18 protein-coding genes and 1 tRNA gene are annotated in these 22565 nt (G+C 56.8%); 16 read left to right on the top strand and 3 right to left on the bottom strand.

The genetic code is table 11. From position 1 onward, the window contains the following. Positions 1-27: 27 nt before the first annotated feature. Positions 28-1092: a CehA/McbA family metallohydrolase gene (locus tag M5R41_02375; protein ID MCZ7555236.1), complete on the bottom strand. Its 1065-nt coding sequence runs from the start codon at positions 1090-1092 to the stop codon at positions 28-30. A 308-nt stretch (positions 1093-1400) separates the two neighbouring features. Between M5R41_02375 and M5R41_02370 the strand changes: the two genes are divergently transcribed. Then, positions 1401-2279, top strand: a complete 879-nt coding sequence (locus M5R41_02370) for a transporter (protein ID MCZ7555235.1) — start codon at positions 1401-1403, stop codon at positions 2277-2279. Between the two features lie 105 nt (positions 2280-2384). Here the strand turns inward: M5R41_02370 and M5R41_02365 are convergent, their stop codons facing one another. Continuing rightward, positions 2385-2972 (bottom strand): superoxide dismutase, encoded by a 588-nt coding sequence (locus tag M5R41_02365; GenBank protein ID MCZ7555234.1) that lies wholly within the window; start codon positions 2970-2972, stop codon positions 2385-2387. A 321-nt stretch (positions 2973-3293) separates the two neighbouring features. Between M5R41_02365 and M5R41_02360 the strand changes: the two genes are divergently transcribed. From M5R41_02360 to M5R41_02345, 4 genes are all read left to right on the top strand, one after another. Further along, positions 3294-3366: transfer RNA gene (locus M5R41_02360), tRNA-Ala, on the top strand. Between the two features lie 48 nt (positions 3367-3414). Next, on the top strand, positions 3415-3822 hold the full coding sequence (locus M5R41_02355; protein MCZ7555233.1) for a cytidine deaminase: 408 nt from the start codon (positions 3415-3417) through the stop codon (positions 3820-3822). Between the two features lie 237 nt (positions 3823-4059). Continuing rightward, entirely contained in the window at positions 4060-5025 is a 966-nt protein-coding gene (locus M5R41_02350) for a PorT family protein (protein MCZ7555232.1), read from the top strand. 10 nt (positions 5026-5035) lie between these two features. After that, entirely contained in the window at positions 5036-6556 is a 1521-nt protein-coding gene (locus M5R41_02345; protein ID MCZ7555231.1) for an OmpA family protein, read from the top strand. A 145-nt stretch (positions 6557-6701) separates the two neighbouring features. Here M5R41_02345 and M5R41_02340 read toward each other — a convergent pair whose 3' ends face one another. Next, entirely contained in the window at positions 6702-7163 is a 462-nt protein-coding gene (locus tag M5R41_02340) for a dCMP deaminase family protein (GenBank protein ID MCZ7555230.1), read from the bottom strand. A gap of 245 nt (positions 7164-7408) precedes the next feature. Between M5R41_02340 and M5R41_02335 the strand changes: the two genes are divergently transcribed. From M5R41_02335 to M5R41_02285, 11 genes are all read left to right on the top strand, one after another. Continuing rightward, positions 7409-8743 carry a PhoH family protein gene (locus tag M5R41_02335; GenBank protein MCZ7555229.1) on the top strand — a complete coding sequence of 445 codons (1335 nt, stop codon included), beginning with the start codon at positions 7409-7411 and terminating at the stop codon, positions 8741-8743. Between the two features lie 7 nt (positions 8744-8750). Continuing rightward, on the top strand, positions 8751-9119 hold the full coding sequence (locus tag M5R41_02330; protein ID MCZ7555228.1) for a co-chaperone GroES family protein: 369 nt from the start codon (positions 8751-8753) through the stop codon (positions 9117-9119). A 323-nt stretch (positions 9120-9442) separates the two neighbouring features. After that, positions 9443-9952 (top strand): bidirectional hydrogenase complex protein HoxE, encoded by a 510-nt coding sequence (gene hoxE, locus M5R41_02325; GenBank protein ID MCZ7555227.1) that lies wholly within the window; start codon positions 9443-9445, stop codon positions 9950-9952. Continuing rightward, positions 9949-11646 (top strand): NAD(P)H-dependent oxidoreductase subunit E, encoded by a 1698-nt coding sequence (locus M5R41_02320; protein ID MCZ7555226.1) that lies wholly within the window; start codon positions 9949-9951, stop codon positions 11644-11646. Before hoxE ends, M5R41_02320 begins: the two co-directional genes overlap by 4 nt. Next, complete coding sequence (gene hoxU / locus M5R41_02315; GenBank protein MCZ7555225.1) at positions 11639-12364, top strand: bidirectional hydrogenase complex protein HoxU; 726 nt, start codon at positions 11639-11641, stop codon at positions 12362-12364. Before M5R41_02320 ends, hoxU begins: the two co-directional genes overlap by 8 nt. Beyond that, positions 12349-12885, top strand: coding sequence for an NADP oxidoreductase (locus tag M5R41_02310; GenBank protein MCZ7555224.1), 537 nt, complete (start codon positions 12349-12351; stop codon positions 12883-12885). The genes hoxU and M5R41_02310 overlap by 16 nt, the downstream gene beginning before the upstream one ends. Next, positions 12878-14332, top strand: a complete 1455-nt coding sequence (locus tag M5R41_02305) for a Ni/Fe hydrogenase subunit alpha (protein MCZ7555223.1) — start codon at positions 12878-12880, stop codon at positions 14330-14332. The genes M5R41_02310 and M5R41_02305 overlap by 8 nt, the downstream gene beginning before the upstream one ends. A 209-nt stretch (positions 14333-14541) precedes the next feature. Continuing rightward, on the top strand, positions 14542-15333 hold the full coding sequence (locus tag M5R41_02300; GenBank protein ID MCZ7555222.1) for a hypothetical protein: 792 nt from the start codon (positions 14542-14544) through the stop codon (positions 15331-15333). Between the two features lie 333 nt (positions 15334-15666). Next, positions 15667-19257, top strand: a complete 3591-nt coding sequence (locus M5R41_02295) for a multifunctional oxoglutarate decarboxylase/oxoglutarate dehydrogenase thiamine pyrophosphate-binding subunit/dihydrolipoyllysine-residue succinyltransferase subunit (GenBank protein ID MCZ7555221.1) — start codon at positions 15667-15669, stop codon at positions 19255-19257. Between the two features lie 149 nt (positions 19258-19406). Then, positions 19407-21722, top strand: a complete 2316-nt coding sequence (locus tag M5R41_02290) for an extracellular solute-binding protein (protein ID MCZ7555220.1) — start codon at positions 19407-19409, stop codon at positions 21720-21722. Then, a complete protein-coding gene (locus tag M5R41_02285; protein MCZ7555219.1) occupies positions 21722-22558 on the top strand; it encodes a sugar ABC transporter permease in 837 nt (278 codons plus the stop codon). Before M5R41_02290 ends, M5R41_02285 begins: the two co-directional genes overlap by 1 nt. The last annotated feature ends 7 nt before the right edge of the window (positions 22559-22565 follow it).

Here is a 22565-nt window from a genome sequence, read left to right as displayed (position 1 = left end):
TGGTTTCCTCATGAAACCGGATGTACATCAGCAGGTCCCGTCCGGGTTGCCGATGCGTATGTGATTGGAAAAAATCCAGCCTTTGTCGTCCAGCCAGGCCTCGACGCGCCATGCGCCGGGCTCGGCGACGGTGTGAAGCAGTTCTTTGGCGATCTCCTCCCGGATCAGGGCCCCGTTGCGGAGGAGACGCACACGTGCGGGTTGAGGCAGTTCGATATGCAGCGCCAGCGTCCCGGGACCCTTGAACTCCGTCCAATCTCCCTGTTGCAGGGTCTCGGTCGCGGAGGTGGCGTAGAAGGAGAATCCCCGCGCGTCACCGTGATAGGAGTTGGCCACGAAGCAACGTCCGTGCCGCAAGGCTTCATAGATCTTCCACTTGTCCTCTTCGAAATGTGCGGCGCTGCGGCGGTGTATTGCCTCGTCGAGCAGTACATGGGTGCGGATGGATTTGAACATGACCTTGTACGGGAAAACCTCCACGTCGAAAAAGCCCATGATGTCCGCCTTGTGCGCGTGCGCGTCGGTACCGCCGATGCCCACCACACGTCGGGTGCGGCTCAGCTCGTCCCAACGCCGAAGCGTGACCTCCGGCGGCGCGGTTATGGACTTGAGAGGATGGATAAACCGCTGAAATTTGTTCTCCTCGGTCAACCCCTCCATCCACTCGCTCATGTGATTCCAGATCTCGATGCCGTCAAAATCTTCGGTGTCCCACGCAAGCCATGGATACGGCGGATGCTCGGGCATGCTGCCGCGCTGTTCGTCCGGATGGGCGATGAAGCCTATGCCGCCCTGTTCCTTCACGCGCCGGACGTACTCCTGCGCGGAAATGCGCACCCCCACGGTTTTATCGAGACCGAAAGCGAGGTAATGGTTGCGGTCCTTGCGGTCATTGATCTCGTAGCCGATGAGCAGCATCACATCTTCGTGCCATCCCTCCCAGCCATCGATTTTTGGCCGAAGGGTATTGTGATCGCTTGTCATGATGAAATCGAGGCCTACCTCGCCGGCGAAACGCACAATATCGCCCATCTCCCCGGTACCGTCGGAGTATCGGGAATGGATGTGCACAGCGCCAATATATTCGTACATGCGACCTCGTAATTCGCAGGGAACAAACATGAAATGTACGGCGAAATGCGGGATTTTTCAAGGTAGAACGTCATGCGCCAAAGTATGCTAAACCCTTGAAATTTCTTGCGATTGCGGTTTCCATTTCGTCCGTTTCCTGATCCGCTGTTGCGCACACGTGCACGAGACGGAAGACACGCGACGGTGCCGACAGCCGCGTTCCGTCCAGGCGACCGCGTTCGAGGGCAACATACGGTGTAGCCCGAAAAATGCCTTGTACGGATGAGAGACCCTGCGTAGCTTGGTTTTTTCCTTATGGAGTCTGTTCAATGCATCGCTTGCGCGCCTTCCTCCTGCCTGTATGGGCCATCTTCAGCACCGTGGCTTTTGCGCAACAAGACATGGCAACGGACCGTCCGGATCAGACCGAAACCTCTTCCGTCGTGCCGACGGGATGGTTGCAGGTCGAGATAGGATTATCCCGCAGCGATCTGCGCTTCAGCAGTGACGGCAGGACCTTCCTGGAAGAGACGGAGTTCGCCAATCCGGACGCGTTGTTCCGCTTTGGTTTCGCTACCAATTACGAATTGCGTCTCGAACTCGGGTACCGATATGTCGATCACTGGAGCGACTTCAATCACCTTTCCCGGGCCGAGGAATACCTTCTGCCTCGTGTGATAAACGAACACGGCTTCGTCCCGCTTTCCGCGGGTCTGAAAACCGCGCTCCGCGAGGAGCATGGCATCCTGCCCGAAGCAGCGTTCATTTTCATGCTCGCTATCCCCGGATCGGGAGCCGCGGAGTTCGACATCGAACACTATATCCCCGAAGCGCGGTTCGCCTGTTCGCACACGCTCAGTGACCATTTTTCGCTGGGGTACAATCTCGGAATGGCCTTTGAAGGGAGTCTCCGGGATTACGTTGGCTTCTACTCCGTGGCCCTCGGCTCCTCACTGACCGATGTCGTCGGAGCATACGTGGAACTGTATGGCGACCTGGGCGCCGGCACAGAGCCGGTGCACCGCTTCGATGGCGGCTTCACATGGCTCGTCGATCCGGATGTGCAACTCGATCTCTCCGCGGGGTACACGCTCACGGTCCCGCACCGCCCTTTCCCCCGCGACGAAAGCGAATACTATCTCGCGGCGGGATGTTCGTTGCGGATGCGTTTCTGGGGAGATGATGAAACGCGAAGCGGCGGACGATGAAGCTCTGAAGTTGGATCCTGCACGAAGGAATATGAGAAAGGGGCGCGTTGCTTTCGCCGTGCGCCCCTTTCTCATTTCACATTTCACTTGTGACTCGGTTCACGGTCACAACTGGCTGTTCACCCACTCCCAGTTGACCACGTCCCAGAATCCTTCGACGAATTTCGGACGAGCATTGCGATAGTCGATGTAGTAGGCGTGCTCCCACACATCAACGGTGAGCAGCGCTTTCTTATTGTGCCGCATGGGTGTGTCGGCATTGGAGAGCGGCATGAGTTCCAGCTTTCCTTCGCCGTTAAGCGCAAGCCAGCCCCAGCCGGAGCCGAACAGCGTGACGGCCGCCTTCGTGAATTGCTCCTTGAAGGCGTCGAAGGACTCGAAATCGCGCGTGATCAGTTCGCCGATGCGTCCTGTCGGTGCGCCGCCGCCGCTCGGGGACATGCAATTCCAGAAGAATGTGTGATTCCAGATCTGCGCGGTATTGTTGAACATGCCGGTGTGGCTTTCCGCCGCGGCGCGGAGGATGGCATCATCCAGGGAAAGATCGTCGTATGGGGTGTCCTTGGCGAGATTGTTCGCGTTGGTCACATATGCGGCATGATGCTTGCCGTGATGGTAGTCAAACGTTTCCTCGGTCAGAAACGGCTTGAGCGCGTCCTTGGGAAACGGAAGATCGGGGAGGATGAAAGACATGGGAACTCCTGGTGTTTATTGGAAAAGGGGTGTACGATTGACGAAGTATGAATTACGATTTGAGGATTCGGTCATCCTCGTGTAACTGTTCACGCGTGAAGTGTAACGGGACAAAGGTTCAATGCGTCCAATGTACGACATGGGAAAATGAATTTCTACCTTACGCGTAAAATCACGGAAGTGCGCGGATCATTTCCGCCTTCCCGAAATCTCGGAGCGGAGCGTTCGACGGGTCGTCGTAGCGTTTTCAACTCTGCACGCGTGAACGTTTTCCCCTGTTTGCATTTTGTGTGAAAGCTCGCTATCTTATTTGACCCGTTTGGGCCCATAGCTCAGTTGGGAGAGCGCTACAATGGCATTGTAGAGGTCGTCGGTTCGATCCCGTCTGGGTCCACACAAAAGGTCTGAATTCATCAGGCCTTTTTCATTTCATGGAGGTCGTATGCCGTTGACGAAGAACGAAGTGGAAGCTCTTGTCTCCGCCGCCCGATCAGTGCGCGACAATGCCTATGCCCCCTACTCGCAATTTCGCGTCGGGGCCGCATTGCTCTGCGATGACGGAAGCATCGTGACCGGCTGCAATGTGGAGAACAGCTCCTACTCACTTACGTGTTGCGCGGAACGCACCGCGGTCTTCACCGCTGTCGCGCAGGGAAAGCGGTCATTTACAGCCATGGCTATCGCGACAAGTCGGCAGCCCGTCGCCCCTTGCGGTGCGTGCAGGCAGGTGTTGGCGGAATTCAATCCCGCAATGACGCTCATCCTCTGCGATGAGAACGCCGACCATGCGTTCCGCACGATGACGGACTTACTTCCCGATCCGTTTACGCCCGATATGCTCGCACAGTGAGCGATCCGGAGACAATTCCGGACCGGTCCTTCTCCTTCCCCAACGCTTCAGACCATACTTCTCTCTCGCGCAGAGCGGCGACGCCTGTACCACTGGTAGTGAGGCGGAATGCGCTTGGCCCTTCTTTGAAAATTTTGTAACATTGCGTGTCTATCGATCACCGCAGTCCTCCCAATTCCGCGCAAGCGGTGGACGTTCCGTTTATTCCGCCTGTTTCACCCATAAAAGGAACAGTATATGCAATTCCTTCGCTTCTCACTCTTCTTTCTCCTCATCTGCGCCGTCGTGCTGCCGCCCCCGGCGCTGGCGGACGGTCCCGGTGGCGGACACCCATGGACGCTGTCACTGCGATCGGATGCGGGCGACGTGCTTCGTCCGAAACGCGCATCGGGAGATTATTCCTGGTTTATTGGTATAGACGGCGGATTGACGTACTCGAGTTTTTCGAATGGTCCGCTCGCATATTACACACCGAATCCGCATAATCCGCGCTATGTACTTCCGGCAAGCGTCAACGACGGAAGCGGGTTGGGATTCTACCTCGGCGCCACGCTGGATTTTCCGCTCTCGGACATCTTCGGCATCGTGCTCAAGGCGAATTACCACACCCGCATGGGTGCGTTCGATGAAACAACCGACATGATGGAGATTCATCCGCAGACGGAGACGAATCTGACGACCATCATTAACAACAAAACAGACTGGACCTTCGATTACATCGGCATTGATCTGCTGGGCAGAATAAACCTTGGATCATCGCCGGTGTACCTGCTTCTCGGTCCCTCGTTCGGATTACTGCAATCCAATACCGCCAAACTCGATCAGACGCTGGTTCAGCCCGAGGACATTTACTACACCGAAGACGTGCAGGGTTTGGATGAAGTGGTGAACGAGCTTCGCACGGCTTCGATGGAAGCCGAAGTCTCCGGGTTCAAGAGTTCGCGTATCGACGTCAAGTTCGGTGTGGGCATGTGGATAGAATTGAACCCGAATCTCTATCTCACACCTGAACTCACAGTCGCATACCCCCTCGGGACCTTTGTCGAAAGCGCAAACACCGAGCTGAGCCATATTCCAACGGAAACCGCCGAGATCATCCCGGTGTGGAGCAACGGGGAGGGACTCGCACTTGCGCGCAGCAACAAGGACTTCAACATGTTGACCGCGTTTTTCACCATCGGCCTTCGCTGGCGCATGAATTGAGGAGGGCATCATGAACACGAAAATCAGTATCGCAATCGTCCTCTTCGCTCTGCTCGCACCATATTGCCTGCTGCATGCGCAGGAAGAGAAGCCGCCACGTCAGATGATCACGCCCGAGCGCTACGACGTCACCATTCGTCCCGTGAGCGGTGCACTCAATTCTTCGGACGACGATTTCAGTCCCATGATTATCGGCAGCGGCCGCGTCATGTACTTCACCTCCACACGAAATGGGAGTCAGGACATTTTCACCGCCATCGCGGGATATGACGGCTGGGAACAGATTCAGCGGCTGGGTGAACCACTGAACACCTCCGCCGACGAAGGCAGCTCGTCCATCACACCCGATGGCCACTGGATGGTCTTCACCGGCTGCGGACGTCCCGACGCGCTGGGCGACTGCGATTTGTACATCGCCGAATACGGCGCCGGGATGTGGCGCAATGTGCGCAACCTCGGTCCGAATGTGAACTCCCCATTCTGGGAATCGCAACCCGCCATCTCTTCCGATGGCCTTACCATTCTGTTCACCAGTGATCGCCCGGGCGGCCAGGGCGGCACCGATCTATGGATGACGACACGCAGCCACGGCGGCGACTGGCGTCCCGCGGTGAATCTCGGAGCGGTCATCAACACCGTCGGCGACGAACTCGCGCCTGCCATCGCGGCCGACAACCGAACGCTGTATTTTTCCAGCGATCAGCATCCCGGCATCGGCGGTCTGGACATATATCAGACCACCAGCGGGGTTTCCGGCTGGAGCGCCCCAAGACACATGGGAGTGCCCGTGAACACCTCCGACGACGATTACTTTTGCGGCCTTTCTCTGAACAGCCAGGACATGTATTTCGCTTCCTCCCGCGCCGGTGGGCAGGGTGATCTCGACATCTGGCTCGCGGTACCCAATCCCCTGCCGCCATCGCCCGTCACCACCGTCACCGGCAGGGTGCATGACCATAACACCGACGCGCCGCTTGGAGCGACACTCACCGTTCGCGATGTATCGACGAACTCCGTGGTCAGTTCCTTCCACAGCGACGACATGGATGGCTCCTATGTGGTCGTATTGCAACCCGGCAGGGATTATGTGATCACTGCGGAAGCGGCGGGATATCTTTTCTATTCCGATCGATTCACGGTTCCCGCAGGCAGCGGCAACGATATGATCCGCAAGGATGTGCCCATGACGCGTGATCTCGTGCGCCTGCTCGTGTTCTTCGACTTCGACAAGGCGACGTTGCAATCCGAATCATACGTCGATCTCGATCGCGCCGCGGAGTGGCTGAAATCGAATCCCAATGTCTCCGTGGAGGTCGCTGGTCACACGGACAATGTCGGCGCCCGCGACTACAATAAGAAGCTCTCGCAGAACCGCGCCGAAGCCGTGGTGCAATATCTGATCGGTAAAGGCATATCCTCATCGAGACTTCGCGCGGCCGGCTATGGCATGGAACAGCCGACGGTCACCAACGACACCGAGGAAGGCCGCGCGCAGAACCGTCGCGTGGAGTTCCGCGTCGTGTCGAGATAGCAACCGGGTATCGAGCAGTGACCCCGGTATTCCGGGAATGGTGAAAAGGTAAAATGGTACAAGGGTGAAAAGGTACAGAACCTTTTCACCCTTTTCTTTTTCAGACATGCACAAAATACGTACGCTTCGCTCTCAGCGCTCTGCGTTACGCGTGCTCCAGCGGAACGTGTATAAGTTCGATGGGAGAATATTCAAGCAGCACCCGGATGCGGTCGATTTTGTAGGGCTTCCCGTAGTAGATGCGCCGGATGCCGGTGTTCACTATGGTCTTGAGACAGTGATAGCAGGGACTGGCGGTGATATAAATATCCGCGCCATTGATCTCCACACCGTGCTTCGCTGCCTGGGCAATGGCGTTGATTTCGGCGTGGATGGTGCGGAAGCAGTTTTCCTCTTCCTCGCCGTCGGGATTGCGGGAGACATACACGAGGCAGCCGACATCGGAGCAATGCGGATGTCCGGCGGGAGAGCCGTTGTACCCCGTGGCCACGATATTCTTATCTTTCACAATCACCGCGCCGATATGCGCCCGGTTGCAGGTGGCACGCTCGGCCACCATGCCTGCGATTTTCATAAAGTACTGATCCCAGCTGCCTCTGCTTTCCATATATCCTCCAAAAGATGCCACGGTGACGGAACCGCGGCGGTTGCATGGTCGAAATGTCATTGGGCGGAATATAACGGAAATTCCGGAGTACCGCACAGTCCGGCGCGTATTCGATCTCTCCACTCCCGTAACGCGACCTCGGACGGTCCTGCGCCGCAGGACCGGTTTCCGGTTTCCACGGGCATGGGGATTGTGGAAAAACCTTGTAACTTCTCGTAGACAACCATATCACTATCGGAGCCGGCATGGCCAAGCGCGCAGTCAAGAAACTCTTTGTCATAGATACCAACGTTCTTCTCCACGACAGTTCCTGTATCTACAATTTCGAGGAGCACGACGTCGTGATTCCCATCGCGGTGCTGGAGGAACTCGATCAGTTCAAAAAGGGTAATGAAACGCTGAATTTCCACGCGCGAGAATTCGTTCGCGAGCTCGATGCACTCAGCGGCGACAAGCTCTTCGACGGCGGTGCACCCATTGGCGCGAAACAGGGACGCATCAGCATTCGACTCGACAAAGATTGGGGCAAGGACTTCCCTCTCGGACTGTCCGAGCGCACACCCGACCACCGCATACTGCACTGCGCCTACATGCTCAATCGCGAGTATCCGGCACGTCCTGTCATTCTCGTGACCAAGGACGTGAACCTGCGCATGAAGGCCAAAGGCGTGGGACTGATGGCAGAGGATTACGTCACCGACCAGGTCAAGGATATAGACACGCTGTACACCGGCAGACGGGTGCTCGAAAATGTGGATGACGCGGTTATCGACATGCTGTATCAGCCGCCATTCGAGGTCGATGCCGCGATGTTCGCGGAAGCCGGGACATTCAATCCCAACGAGTACTTCATCCTGCGTTGCGGCCGGAAATCCGCCCTCGGCTGTTACGACGGGCGCAGCGGTATGATGAAGCGTGTGGACAAAAATCCCGCGTACGGCATCAATCCCAGAAATTCGGAGCAGACTTTCGCGCTCGATGCGCTATCGAATCCGGACATCCCCCTGGTATCCCTCAGCGGCAAGGCCGGCACGGGAAAGACGTTGCTCGCTCTGGCGGCGGCCCTGGAGAAGCGCCGATTGTACAGGCAGGTCTTCCTCGCCCGCCCGGTCGTTCCCTTGAGCAACAAGGATCTCGGGTATTTGCCCGGTGATATCATGTCCAAACTTGATCCCTACATGCAGCCGTTGTTCGACAATCTCGGGGTGATACAGCATCAGTTTCCAGAAACGGATACCAAGCACCGGCGCATCGCGGAAATGCTGAAAGAGGAGAAACTGGTCATCTCCCCTCTGGCATACATCCGCGGACGGAGTCTGGTCAATATCTATTTCATCGTGGATGAAGCACAGAACCTCACACCGCATGAAATCAAAACCATCATCACTCGCGCAGGTGAAGGAACGAAATTCGTGTTCACGGGCGACATTTTCCAGATAGACCACCCCTACCTCGACAGCCGTTCCAACGGACTCAGCTATCTCATCGACAAAATGCGGGGACAGAAGCTCTACGCGCATGTCACCCTCGAGAAAGGAGAGCGTTCGGAACTGGCGGAACTCGCAACCGACCTTCTGTGAGCTTGCCATGAGAAGCATTCAGCGTCTGCTTGTCGTGGGCGACCGCGTTTTGGTCACCCCCGAAGATCCCGCCGCCATGACAAAATCCGGTTTGTACCTGCCACCCGGCGTACAGGAAAGGGAGAAAATTCAGAGCGGCTATGTGGTGAAAACCGGACCGGGCTACGCCCTGCCCAATCCCGAGTACTCCGAAGAAGAACCCTGGGCGAGGAAAGGAGCACCCGTACGATATATTCCCTTGCAAGTGGAAGAGGGCGATTACGTGCTGTTCATGAAAAATCAGGGTATCGAGGTCGAGTTCGAGCAGCAGAAATACCTCATTGTTCCCCATGCCGCCATTCTCCTGATCGTGCGTAATGAAGTCGTAACGCAATAGATTAACGATGTGCGTCGTCCGATTAACGAATCGAAGACGTCTGAAACGGATTCAGCGTTTCGTGTAAACTTGCAGTTCCTTTTCTCCGGATACTTCTCGCTTTCGTTCTGGTCTTGTCGTCGGCAGCCTCGCGGTTTCCGATTGGGCAATTCGATGCCGGACTCCCGATTCCGCACGCTGATGCGGGCTCCATCCTTGCCTTTCAAGCGCCGAGTTGATAGATTACGAGACAAGAATCGCACACAATCGCGCATTTTTTCTCGTTTCTGGCGTGCCGATTCAGCAAAACGACGGAGAACCATTCCCTCAGCACTCCAGGGCAGATGCTTATGACCAGCGCCGCAGCGGAAAAAGCGAAAGCAGCCGACAACCGGTACAAATACCTTGATCGCGCTTTAGCGCGTCACCAATTCCGGGGGGACGCGCTGATTGAGGTTCTGCACACCGCGCAGGAGCTTTTCGGCTTCATCTCGCGCGAACAGCTGCTGTATATCGCCCGCAGTCTCAAGCTCCCTCCGAGTAAAGTGTACGGGGTCGCGACGTTTTACCATTTCTTCTCTCTCGAACCCAAGGGAGAGCACACCGTCACGTTGTGCATGGGCACCGCCTGCTACGTACGCGGCGCTGCGGAGTTACAGAACACGCTGGAACACCTGTGCGGCTGTAAGATGGGGCAAACCACTGCCGATGGCAAAATCTCTCTGCAAACCGCCCGCTGTGTCGGATCCTGTGGCATCGCTCCGGTAACCGTGTACGATAACGACGTTATCGGTTTCGACACCATAGAACAGGCCACCGAACGAATCGCCTCGTGGCGCAAGGAGGAGCAATGACACTCGAAGAGTTATACGAAATCGGCAGCGGCTTCCGGGAAACTCTCGCCGCCTTCAAAGCTGAAATCCACGTGTGCGGCAGCGGGGGCTGCATCGCGTCCGGTTCGCTGCAACTCAAAGATGCCTTTGATAACGCCTGCGCGGCACGCAAAGTGGCCGCTGACGTTCGTGTGATCACTACGGGTTGCATGGGCCTGTGCGGCGCCGGCCCTCTCGTGCGTCTCCAGCCTTCCAACACGCTCTACGTCAAGGTAAAACCGGAGGATGCCGAACGCATCGTCGACAGCCATGTGATCAAGGAAAAGCCCGTCAAGGATCTGCTGTTCCCCAAGGCCTCGGCGTTTTTCGACAAACAGGTGTCTATCGCGCTGAAAAACATGGGCCGCATCGATCCGGAATCCATCGAAGATTACATCGCCCATGGCGGGTATGAAGGTCTCGCCAAAGCCATAACCTACTACACGCAGGAAGGTGTGGTACTGGAGGTGCGCAACAGCGGACTCCGCGGCCGCGGCGGTGGCGGATATCCCACAGGTCTGAAGTGGGACATCACCCGCCGTGTCGCTTCATCCGAAAAATATGTGGTCTGCAATGCGGACGAAGGTGATCCGGGCGCATTCATGGACCGCGCCATGCTGGAAGGGAATCCACACGCCATTCTGGAAGGCATGGCCATAGCCGGGTATGCCGTTGGGGCGAACCAGGGCTACATCTACGTGCGCGGTGAATACCCGCTGGCCATCGAACGTCTGAAAAAGGCGATAAAGCAAAGCGAGCGCACGCAAATACTCGGCAACCGTATTTTCGATTCCGGTTTCAATTTCCGAATTGACCTGCGGATCGGAGCGGGAGCGTTTGTGTGCGGCGAGGAAACGGCGCTGCTGCAGTCGATCGAAGGCGAGCGAGGCATGCCCCGCCCGCGTCCCCCCTATCCGTCTCAATCCGGATTATGGGGAAAACCCACGTTGCTGAACAATGTGGAGACCTTCGCCAATATTCCCGCCATCGTGCTGAACGGAGGGAAGTGGTTTTCCCAGATTGGTACGGAAAAGAGCAAGGGCACAAAGGTGTTCGCGCTGGCGGGACGCATCGTCAACACCGGATTGATCGAAGTCCCGATGGGCATTACGCTGCGCGAAATCATTTTCGACATCGGCGGCGGCATACCGGACAATGGGGAATTCAAGGCGGCGCAGACCGGAGGGCCTTCCGGCGGGTGCATTCCCGTGCAGCACCTCGACACGCCGGTGGACTACGAATCCCTCTCTCATGTCGGTTCCATGATGGGCTCAGGGGGACTCATCGTCATGGATCATACATCATGCATGGTCGACATCGCGAAATATTTCATGAAATTTTGCCGCGATGAAAGTTGCGGTAAATGTGTTCCCTGCCGTGTCGGCACCGTGCAACTCTACCGCCTTCTGGACCGCGTCACCACCGGAACAGCCACCAATGATGACATGGATATACTCGAAGAACTGTGCGTCATGGTCAAGGACACCAGTCTTTGCGGACTCGGACAGTCCGCACCGAATCCTGTGATGTCAACGCTGCACTTCTTCCGCAAGGAGTACGAGCAACACATTCACGAACAGCACTGCGCAGCGGGAGTGTGCCCGATTGGTCCTACGGCGGGCCTCGGCGATGTGGCGACGGATGTGGCGCAGGAACAAGGAGCTTCCCATGGTTGAGGAAATCAAAACCCTAACGCTGAACGGGGAGATGATCAGCGCTCCCGCCTCGAGCACCATACTGGAGGCGGCTCGGGAACACAACGTGTACATTCCGACCTTGTGTCATCTTGACGGTTTGTCCGAGGTCGGAGCCTGCCGCCTCTGCATGGTGGAGATCGACGGCAACAACCGCTTGCAGCCCGCATGCGTCACGCGCGTGGAAGAAAACATGGTTGTGAAAACCACCTCCCCACGCCTCAATAAGTATCGGCGCATGATTATCGAGCTGTTGTTTGCCGAGGGGAATCATATCTGTTCCGTCTGCGTCGTGAACGGTCACTGTGAATTGCAGGAAATCGGTTACAAAGTGGGCATGGATCATGTGCGCTTCGACTACCTGCATCAGGATAAAAAGGTAGACGCTTCGCATGATCGATTTGTGCTGGATCATAATCGCTGTGTGCTCTGTCAGCGCTGTGTGCGCGTCTGCGACGAAATTGAAGCGGCGCATACCTGGGATATCGCGGGCCGCGGCATCGACACCTTCGTGATAACCGACCTCGCCATGCCGTGGGGTGCATCCACTTCCTGCACATCCTGTGGAAAATGCACCCTGGTGTGTCCGACCGGCGCGTTGTTCGAGAAAGGCAAGCCGGTGACCTCACTTTCGAAGAACCGCGATTTCCTGCAGTACATCGTCAACGCCAGAGAGAAGAACGAATGGATAAAAAAATAACCTTCGCCACGGCCTGGCTGGGCGGCTGTTCCGGCTGCCACATGTCCTTTCTGGATCTGGATGAACGACTGCTGGAATTGCACGAGCGTGCCGATGTCGTGTACAGTCCCATTATGGATGTCAAGGAATTTCCATCAGCCGTGGACGCGACTCTGGTTGAGGGTGCCGTCGCAAACGAGGACAACAGAGCACTGCTGATGAAAATCCGTGAGCGTTCCCGTCTCGTCATCGCATTCGGCGACTGCGCCGTCACGGGTAATGTGACCGCCATGCGCAATACCTTCGACCGCGACGCCATGATGCAGGAGGTGTATGGGCCGACAGGCAGCATTCTGGGTCATACGCCGTTCAGTCCCCTGCCCGTTCTCGAACCGTCGGTACTGCCCATCCATCGTCTCGTGCATGTAGATTTTCACCTTCCCGGTTGTCCGCCGGAAGCGGACCTCATCTGGTACGTTGTTTCGCAATTACTCGACGGCCGCACCCCCACCTTGCCCGAGGATCAGCTCAAGTATGGATAAGCCGATACGCAGCATTGTTATCGATCCCGTGACACGTATCGAGGGTCACGCAAAGATCACCATTCACTTCAACGATCAGGGCACAGTGGAGGACGCGCGTTTTCACGTGACGGAATTCCGCGGCTTCGAGAAATTCTGCGAAGGTCGTTTAATCTGGGAAATGCCCGGCATCACCTCACGCATCTGCGGCATTTGTCCGGTGAGTCATTCGCTGACCTCGGCTAAGGCGGGCGACGACATTCTTGCGGTGGAGATTCCGAAAACCGCAGAAAACCTGCGTCGTGTGCTCAATCTCGCGCAGTGGGTACAAAGTCACGCCCTCAGCTTCTTTCATCTTTCGCTACCCGACCTTCTGCTCGGGATGGATGCTGATCCGGAGCGTCGCAATATTTTCGGTGTGGCCGCGCAGAATCCCGACCTCGCCCGGCAAGGCATACGTCTGCGGAAATGGGGCCAGGACGCTATCGAAAAACTCGGCGGTCGCAAGATCCACCCGGATCTTCCCCTCCCCGGCGGCGTACGAAGAGCACTGAGTATCTCTTCACGCGACGCCATACTTGAGGGACTTCCCGAGGCCCATATCGCGGCCAAGGCCGGACTGGATTTCATCAAAGCCTTCATCGAGACCAATCACGGCAAGCTCGAGGTGTTCGGGAATTTCCCAACCCTGTTCCTCGGTCACGTCACCGAGGACGGCGCGCTGGAGTATTACGACGGTGTCATCCGCATCGTGGACAGCGGCGGTAACATCGTGGCGGACAAGCTGAATCCCAAGAAGTATCGCGATTACATCGGTGAAGCCGTCGAGGACTGGTCCTTCCTGAAATTCCCGTACTACTCGCCGCTCGGGTATCCGCAAGGGAATTACCGCGTGGGTCCCCTCGCGCGTTTGAACGTCTGTTCACACACCGGTTCTCCGAAATCGGACAAGGAACTCGTGGAATTCAAGCAGCGGGCAGGCACGCGCAATGTTGTTCTGAATTCCTTCTACTACCACTATGCGCGTCTTATCGAAATACTTTTCTCCCTGGAGCGTATGGAAGAGTTGCTCACTGATCCCGACACGCTTCACGAGACCGACCTTCGCTCACGCGCCTATTCCAACAAGGCCCAGGGCGTGGGTGCATGCGAGGCGCCGCGCGGGACTCTCTTTCACAATTACACCGCGGGCAAGGACGGTGTCATCCGCCATGTGGATATGGTCATCGCCACCGGTCAGAATAATCTTTCGATGAACCGCGCCATCCGGCAAATCGCGATGCATTACATCAACGACCCGGAAATGGAAATCACCGAGGGCATTCTCAACCGCATAGAGGCCGGCATACGCTGCTTCGATCCTTGCCTCTCCTGCTCCACCCACGCCCTTGGCCGCATGCCCATGGTGATCTCGTATGTGGACGCAGGCGGGACCGTGTTCAGATCATTCACACGGCGGAGCGCGTAGCGCGGAGCGCGAAGCGCGGAGCGCGTAGCGCGGAGCGCGTGCAGTTCGAAAGTCAGGACCAGATGCACGGATTTTCGAACAGCCTGTGTTACGATCTCCGCGCTACGCATTACGCAATTCGCACTTCTCGGCGTTGTTTTATCTTCGGGCGAGAAGTCGTATGTTTCGTTTTTCCGCAACATTCTGTTTTCACATTTCATGGAGTTGACATGAAGAAAGGGACAATTGCGTTTCTGTTTCTGCTGATAGTCGCGTTGAGTATGCAGGCGATGGCCCAGACGACCATTGTCGTTCGCGACGAGGTTGAAGAGGATGACATGTTCATCAAGGTCGGTGCGTTGGGCGCGCTGACGCTGGCGATGAACACGACAGATTACAATGTCAGCAGAGTGTCGCGTACGCTCGGTGTCGGATCGCATTTTGGCGTCAAAGCAAGTATACCCCTGGGCAGGAAAACGCGTGTCGTCGGCGAACTTTCCCTGCATACACTCGCCTTTACCGACGAGAACGAGCGCATCTCCTTCAGCGACGCCATTGAGAATCACAGCACGAACATTCCCGGCAAGCTGAAAACGGAAGGGACCTTCCAGTACACGATGCTGTCGGTATTCTTTCAATTCAGCCAATTCTACATCGGAGTGGGTTATGGTCTGCCCGCGTCGAGTGAAATGAAAAATACCGGCGACGGCTTCACCATTCCTGCCGAAGGCATCGATCCCGCCGCAAGCTGGGCGGATAGTCCCGGTTTGAATCCCGAAGGCCGGCGCGTCTTTTCCGACATTACCCCCGCGGACGACGATGTGAATGCGCTGCTGGAACTGCGTATCGGCGGCGAATTCCCCGTGGTTAAATCCCGCATCGGCGATCTGAATTTCGGCATCAGCATGGCGTATACGTTCAACAACATCATCAAGGATTCGCGGACCTTCCTGCCGAATTACGAGGATCAATTCCATCTTCCGAACGTGATGTTTCATCTGGCGTATCTGTTCAACATCTGAAACCGCACGGATGACGGAAGTTTTTCCGACATCCCACCAGTCGCACACCCTCACGCACTCCCCCGTCCCGATTCAGGTACGGGGGTGTTTTTTTTGCGATCATTCCCCCCAACAATGTAATCACGACGCTTTGCGGAGTACTACCGGGGTTCCGTTCCGATTTTTCACGCGTTCAGGACCGATTGTCGGACCCACGTGAACCGGTTTGAGATGAAATCTGTTGTCCATTACGTGATTTTTGATCAATTTTAAAAGATTACGCATTTCATCCACGTTAACGCTGACCAGCAACGAACGCGACGGCGGCTACGCAACACACAAATACACAGAGACATGGCTGACAACGGTATAGACAAATCCCTGGTCTACGGTCCCAACACCTGGCTGATCGACGAAATGTACAGACAGTTCAGGCAAGATCCCGCATCGGTGGGCGAGCATTGGAGAGATTTTTTCGCCGACTACTCCCCCACCACTTTTCACGAGAGCTCTGCAGCCGTCGCGCCTGAAGCTGCCACTCCCGCTGCCCCTCCAGCCGGAAAACCTGCGGTGGAACTCCCCACGGGAGCCCAGAAGCTGCGGGGTCCCGCTGAAATTATCGTCAGCAACATGGAGAAGAGTCTGAGTATGCCGACGGCGACCTCGTCGCGCGTCATACCTGTGAAGCTTCTGGAGGAAAACCGCCGTCTCATCAACCGCTACCTCGAGGATATGGTGAGCGGCCGCGTCAGCTTCACGCATCTCATCGCCTGGGCCATTCTGAAGGCCCTGCGTTCCATGCCCGCCATGAGCACCCTCTATGCGTATCATGAAGGCGAGCATTACAAAGTGACACCGGAGCATATCAACCTCGGTATTGCCGTGGACATCCAGAAGAAGGATGGGACGCGGAGTCTGCTCGTGCCTAATATCAAAGCGGCGGAACAATACGATTTTGCGGGATTCTTCGCCGCGTACAATGAACTCCTGCGCAAGGTAAACACCAATTCGATTTCGCCTGACGATTTCGTGGGCACCAATGCCACGTTGACCAACCCGGGAATGATTGGCACTGCGTTCTCCATCCCACGGCTCATGCAGGGGCAGAGCGTGATTGTCGGCATCGGCTCGATTTCATGGCCGCCGGAATTCAAGAATGCCGATCCCCGCACCCTGGCCATGCTCGGGATCAGCAAGAGCATGACGGTGACGAGCACCTACGATCATAGGGTGATACAGGGAGCGGAAAGCGGCATGTTTCTCGACACCCTCGACAAGTTGCTCACGGGCGAGAATGGCTTCTACGAAGAGATATTCGAAACGCTGCACATTCCCTATCCACCCATCAGGTTGACACGGGACATCAACCCGGCGTTCGGAGGAACGGGCAGCAACGACGGCATGATCGAGAAGCAGGCCCGCGTCCAGCAACTCATTAACATGTACCGCGTGCGCGGGCATTTGCAGGCGTATCTCAATCCCCTCAGCAACGAGGTGGAACAGCACTCGGAATTGGATCCGGAGAATTACGGTGTATCGCTCTGGGACTACGACCGCGAGTTCATTACGCTCGGCTTCGCGGGACGGCAGCGCATGAAGCTGCGGGATATCATGGAACTGTTACGCGACACCTACTGCCGCACCATCGGCATCGAGTATATGCACATTCAGGATCCCGAGCAGAAACGCTGGATACAGGGACAGGTGGAGGGACGTCCGCGTTCGTCGTGGATGGATACGAGCAAGAAACTCCGCATCCTCGGGATGTTGAGCGCCGCCGAGGCCTTCGAGAAATTCCTGCACACAAAATATATCGGGCACAAACGCTTCAGTCTGGAGGGGCTGGAAACGCTGATCCCGGTGCTGGACGGATTGCTGAACGAGGCCGTCTCTTCCGGTATTTCGGATGTAGTGGTCGGGATGGCGCATCGGGGACGGTTGAACGTGCTGGCGAACATTTTCGGGAAAAGCTTCGAGAAGATTTTTTCGGAATTCGACGGCGATCTCGATCCCGATTCCATGCAGGGTTCCGGCGATGTGAAATATCACATGGGCGCAACCGGTACGTACACCGGTTTCGACGGAACGCAACTGCAGGTCACCCTCGCGAGCAATCCGAGTCATCTCGAGGCCGTGGATCCGGTGGTGGAAGGCATTGCACGCGCGATGCAGGATATGAAACGCGACAGCGAGAGGCAGAGCGTTCTCCCCGTACTGATTCACGGAGATGCCGCGTTCGCCGGGCAGGGTGTCGTCGCTGAAACCTTCAATCTCAGCATGTTGCAGGGGTATCGCACCGGCGGCACCGTGCATATCATCACCAACAATGGCATCGGCTTCACCACGTCCCCTGCCGACGCACGCTCCAGCGTCTATGCCACGGATGTCGCCAAAATGGTGCAGGCTCCGATTTTCCATGTCAACGGCGAGGATCCCGAAGCTGCCGTGCATGTCATCGAGCTGGCGCTGGCCTTCCGCAACGCTTTTCACAAGGACGTGGTGGTGGATCTGATCGGCTATCGCAGACATGGCCACAACGAAGGTGACGATCCTTCCTACACGCAGCCATTGATGTATTCGAAAATCAAGAACAAGCGTTCCATCCGCAAAGTGTACACCGAAGCCCTGGTCAACCGCGGCGATATCACCGTGCGCGAAGCCGAGGACGCCTTGGAGTATTTCCACAAGTCAATAGAACGCGCCTTCGACATCACCCGTGAAATCGCTCCTCCCGAGATCGACATGGACCATGTCTTCCGCGTTATTCAGGAAGATATCGGCGAGCGTATCGAAACCAAGGTGCCGCGTGAAACGCTCGATGAAATTCTGCATGCGCTGACAACCTTTCCCGAAGATTTCCAGCCGCATCCGAAGCTGCGCCGGCTGATCGAGAGCCGCATCGGATTGCTGGACAGCGGTGCTCCCGTGGATTGGGCAACCGGTGAGGCGTTCGCTTTCGGTTCCGTTCTCATCGAGGGAATACCGATACGGCTTTCCGGACAGGATTCCCGGCGCGGCACATTCAGTCACCGCCACTCCGTGCTCGTCGATAATCAGACGGCGAACTCCTACATACCGCTGAATCACATTCGCGCCGGACAGGAAAAATTCATGCCGTACGACAGTCTTCTCTCCGAGTATGCGGTTCTCGGTTTCGAGTACGGCTATTCCGTGGTGCGTCCGGAAGCGTTGGTGATCTGGGAAGCACAGTTCGGGGATTTCGTCAACGGTGCGCAAATCATCACTGATCAGTTCATCACCGCGGCGGAGGACAAGTGGGGACAGCGCAGCGGACTTGTGCTGCTGCTCCCGCACGGCTACGAAGGGCAGGGTCCCGAGCACTCCAGTGCGCGGCTCGAGCGTTTCCTCATTTTATCCGCCGAGAACAATATGCGCATCGCTTCCCCGACCACCTCCTCGCAGCTCTTCCACCTGCTGCGCCGCCAGGCGCTGTTGTCGGAGCGTAAGCCATTGATTGTGTTGACGCCGAAGAGTCTGCTGCGTGCCGAGGTGGCGAAAAGTCCGCTGCACGAATTCACGGACGGTGGCTTCCGCTTCGTCTTCGACGATCCCGACGCACCTGCCGACGTGCGACGGGTATTGCTCTGTACGGGCAAGGTGGCGTTCGATCTCATGGCGCACCGAAAGGCCCAGGGCATCACCGACACGGCGATCGTGCGCGTTGAGCAATTGTATCCCTTCCCGTACGACGATCTCTGGCAAGTGTTCAAGCGCTATCATCAGGCGCGGGACATTCGATGGGTGCAGGAAGAGCCGCAAAACATGGGCGCCTGGAATTTCGTGCTCGGCAAACTGCGCGAAGCGTTGCAGCCCCCCTACCATCTTTCCTTCGTCGGACGTGTCCACAGCGGCAGCCCGGCGTCCGGTAGCGGCACCTTACACGAGATCGAACAGAAACGGCTCGTGGAAGAGGCGTTTATGTAACGGGTAAAGGGTGAAGGGTAAAGAGTAAAGGGGCTCCTGCTCGTAGAGATCAGTGCGTGCAGCACTCTTGCTCTTCACTCTTCACTCTTCACTCTTCACCCTTTACCCTTCACCCTTTACCCTTCACCCTTTACCCTTCACTAATTACCATGCGCGCCCGCTTCCTGCTCACCGCCATCCTGCTCCTTACGGCTGCGACGCTCGCGCGGGCTCAGGTTCAGTTGCATATATGGACGCAAATGCGGCCGGAGGCGCGGAAAGTGCTGGCGGAGCGTATTGCGGAATTCCATCGCCGCCATCCGCATATTCGCGTGAACGAGCTGTTCCGCGAAACCGAGGAGTTGCGCTCCTCCTATCAGGCTGCGGCGGCGTTTACCGGTGGTGGTCCGGAGCTGGTGTACGGCCCAAGCGACTATGTCGGCGCCTTCGAATCCATGGGGATTATCCGGCCGCTCGACGATCTCTTTACAGCGGCGGAGCTTCGCGGCTTCGACGAGAAAGCTGTCACGCGCTATCGGGGAAAGCTCTATCAGATCGGTGACGAGATCGGTAACCACCTCGCGATGGGCTGGAACCGCACCCTGTTCCGGCAGGCGGGACTCACACGGGCTCCGCGCACCTTTGCGGAACTGATCGAGTACGGAAAGAAACTGACACGGGATACCGATGGAGACGGGGTGATCGATCAGTACGGACTGGTCTGGAATTATACGGAACCCTTCTTCTTCATGCCCTTCTATACCGCTTTCGGCGGCTGGGTACTGGACGCAGACAATCGTCCCACGCTGAATAATTCCGCCGCGGTGGACGCATTCAATTTTGTGAAGGATCTCCGCGACCGCCATCGCATCATTCCGCGCGAGAGTGATTACGAAATCGCGGAGACGCAATTCCTCGAAGGCCGCGCGGCGATGATCATCAACGGACCCTGGGCCTGGGGCCGGTATGTGGACAAACTCGGCGATGATTTCGTTCTCGACCTCCTGCCGGTTCAGGAGATGAGCGGTGTAGCTGCAGCGCCCATGGTAACGACGAAAGGATACTTCGTGAATCGTTCGGTCAAGGGTGAGACACTCGAGGCGGTGCGTATTTTCCTTCGTTTTATACTTTCACCGGAAACCCAGGTCATCTTTTCACAGCGTCTGAAGACCATCCCTTCCACGCTCGCCGCGCAGCGGGATCCGCGTGTTCTCGATGATCCCATCATTCGAGTTTCCATAGAGCAGGTGCGCATCGGAAAGGCCTCCCCACTCGTTCCGGAGATGCGTGCCGTGTGGGATGCCATGCGTCCGGCCTACCAGAGCGTCCTCGGCGGAGACCTCAGCGCCGCGGCTGCCGCACGCGAGCAGCAGCGCCTCGCCGAACAGAAAATTCGCGAAATGAACGAAGGCGCCGACGAAGACCGGAGCGATCCCGCCGTCGCCGTCGCGTTTCAGGGCATAGCCGTGCTTGCCGGTCTGGTAGCGCTGTTCTTTCTAATCCGCAACGGTGTACTTCCTCTTTTCCAGGGAGGAGGACGGAGCCGGGCGGATGCGCGTTTCGGCCTGCTGCTCGTGCTTCCCGCATCGGTGCTGATGTTCGGCGTCGTGGTGTATCCCTTTTTCTACAATCTCGTGATCTCGTTTTCCAACATGAGCATGCGCACGGTGGACACCTGGGGCATCATCGGATTCCAGCAGTACGGTCGGGTGTTCGGCATCGATCGGTTTCTGGATGTGTGGACCGGCGGTGCCGGTATTGCCGCGGCCCTGGGCGCGATGTTTTCAACGGAGTTTTACAGCGTTTTTATCAAAACCATTGTGTGGACAGTGGTCAACGTGACGCTGCACGTGGTGATCGGCGTGTTTCTCGCGGTGCTGCTCAACCGTCATTTACCCGGAAAATCCCTGTTTCGCATTTTGCTCATTCTCCCCTGGGCGGTGCCGCAGTACATCACCGCGCTGACCTGGCGCGGCATGTTCAACACCGACAGTGGCGCAATCAACGCCATCCTCGGATCCCTCTTCTCCATCGCCCCGCTGCCGTGGCTGACGGACGCGACGCTGGCCTTCGTGGCGGCCATAATCACCAATGTGTGGCTGGGATTTCCGTTCATGATGATCATCGCCCTGGGCGGCTTGCAGTCCATACCGCGCGAATTGTATGAAGCGGCGGAAATTGACGGCGCTTCGGCCTGGAGACGCTTCGTGCACGTTACACTGCCTCTGCTGAAGCCCGTGATGATCCCGGCTATCACGCTGGGAATCGTGTGGACGTTCAACAACATCAATGTTGTGTGGCTGGTTTCGAATGGCGGGCAACCGGCGGATCAAACGCATATTCTCGTCAGCTATGTGTATCGCGCGGCGTTCAATCTTTACCGTTACGGGTACGCGGCAGCGTTCAGTGTTGTGATTTTCGTGCTCCTCGCAATGTGGAGTTTGCTCTTCATGCGTAAAACATCCGCAACGGAGACGGTGTACTGATGCGCGGCAAGGATTCTCCTCTTTTCAGAGGATTCGTCTATGTTATGGTGTTGTTGTTCACCGCCATCGCGATCTACCCGATCGTGCAGGTGCTCAGCATATCGTTACGGCCGCAGGCGACACTGTTGAGCGGATCGCTCGCTATCATTCCGGAGGATGCGACATGGGACAATTACATTGCGCTGTTCACGGACAGACCATTTCTCACCTGGGTCTGGAACAGCTTCTTCGTCACCATGGTGGTTGTGCTCACAGGTGTCGCACTGGCTTCGACCGCCGGATACGCATTTTCGCGCTACCGATTTCCCGGCCGACGAGCCGGGATGCTCGGCTTGCTGATCACGCAAATGTTTCCCGCGACCATGCTGCTTCTGCCGTTGTATATCATGCTCGCGAAGCTGAACCTCATCAACAATTTTCTCGGATTGATCGTGATGTACAGTTCCACCGCTCTGCCATTCTGTATCTGGCAGATGAAGGGCTACTACGACACGATTCCTGTCAGTCTGGAGGAAGCGGCGCGCATTGACGGCCTCGGACGTTTCGGAGCGTTTTACCGTGTAATACTCCCGCTGGCCACTCCGGCCCTGGTGATCACCGCGCTGTTCTCTTTCATGGCTGCGTGGACGGAGTATGTTGTCGCGGCTCAGGTATTGTACTACGAAGATATGTTCACTCTCCCGATCGGGCTGAAAATGTTCCAGTCGAACATGAGTACCGAATGGGGGTTGTATGCGGCGGGAGCATTGGTGGTGAGCATTCCCGCGATTATTCTCTACCTCATACTCAGCCGCTGGCTCGTCAGCGGACTCACACTCGGAAGCGTCAAGGGTTGATGACGGA

This window comes from Bacteroidia bacterium, assembly GCA_027493955.1.
GTDB lineage: Bacteria > Bacteroidota > Ignavibacteria > SZUA-365 > SZUA-365 > JAOSJT01.
Note: the sequence above shows the minus strand (reverse complement) of the source record. Positions and strands in the feature narration are given on the sequence as shown.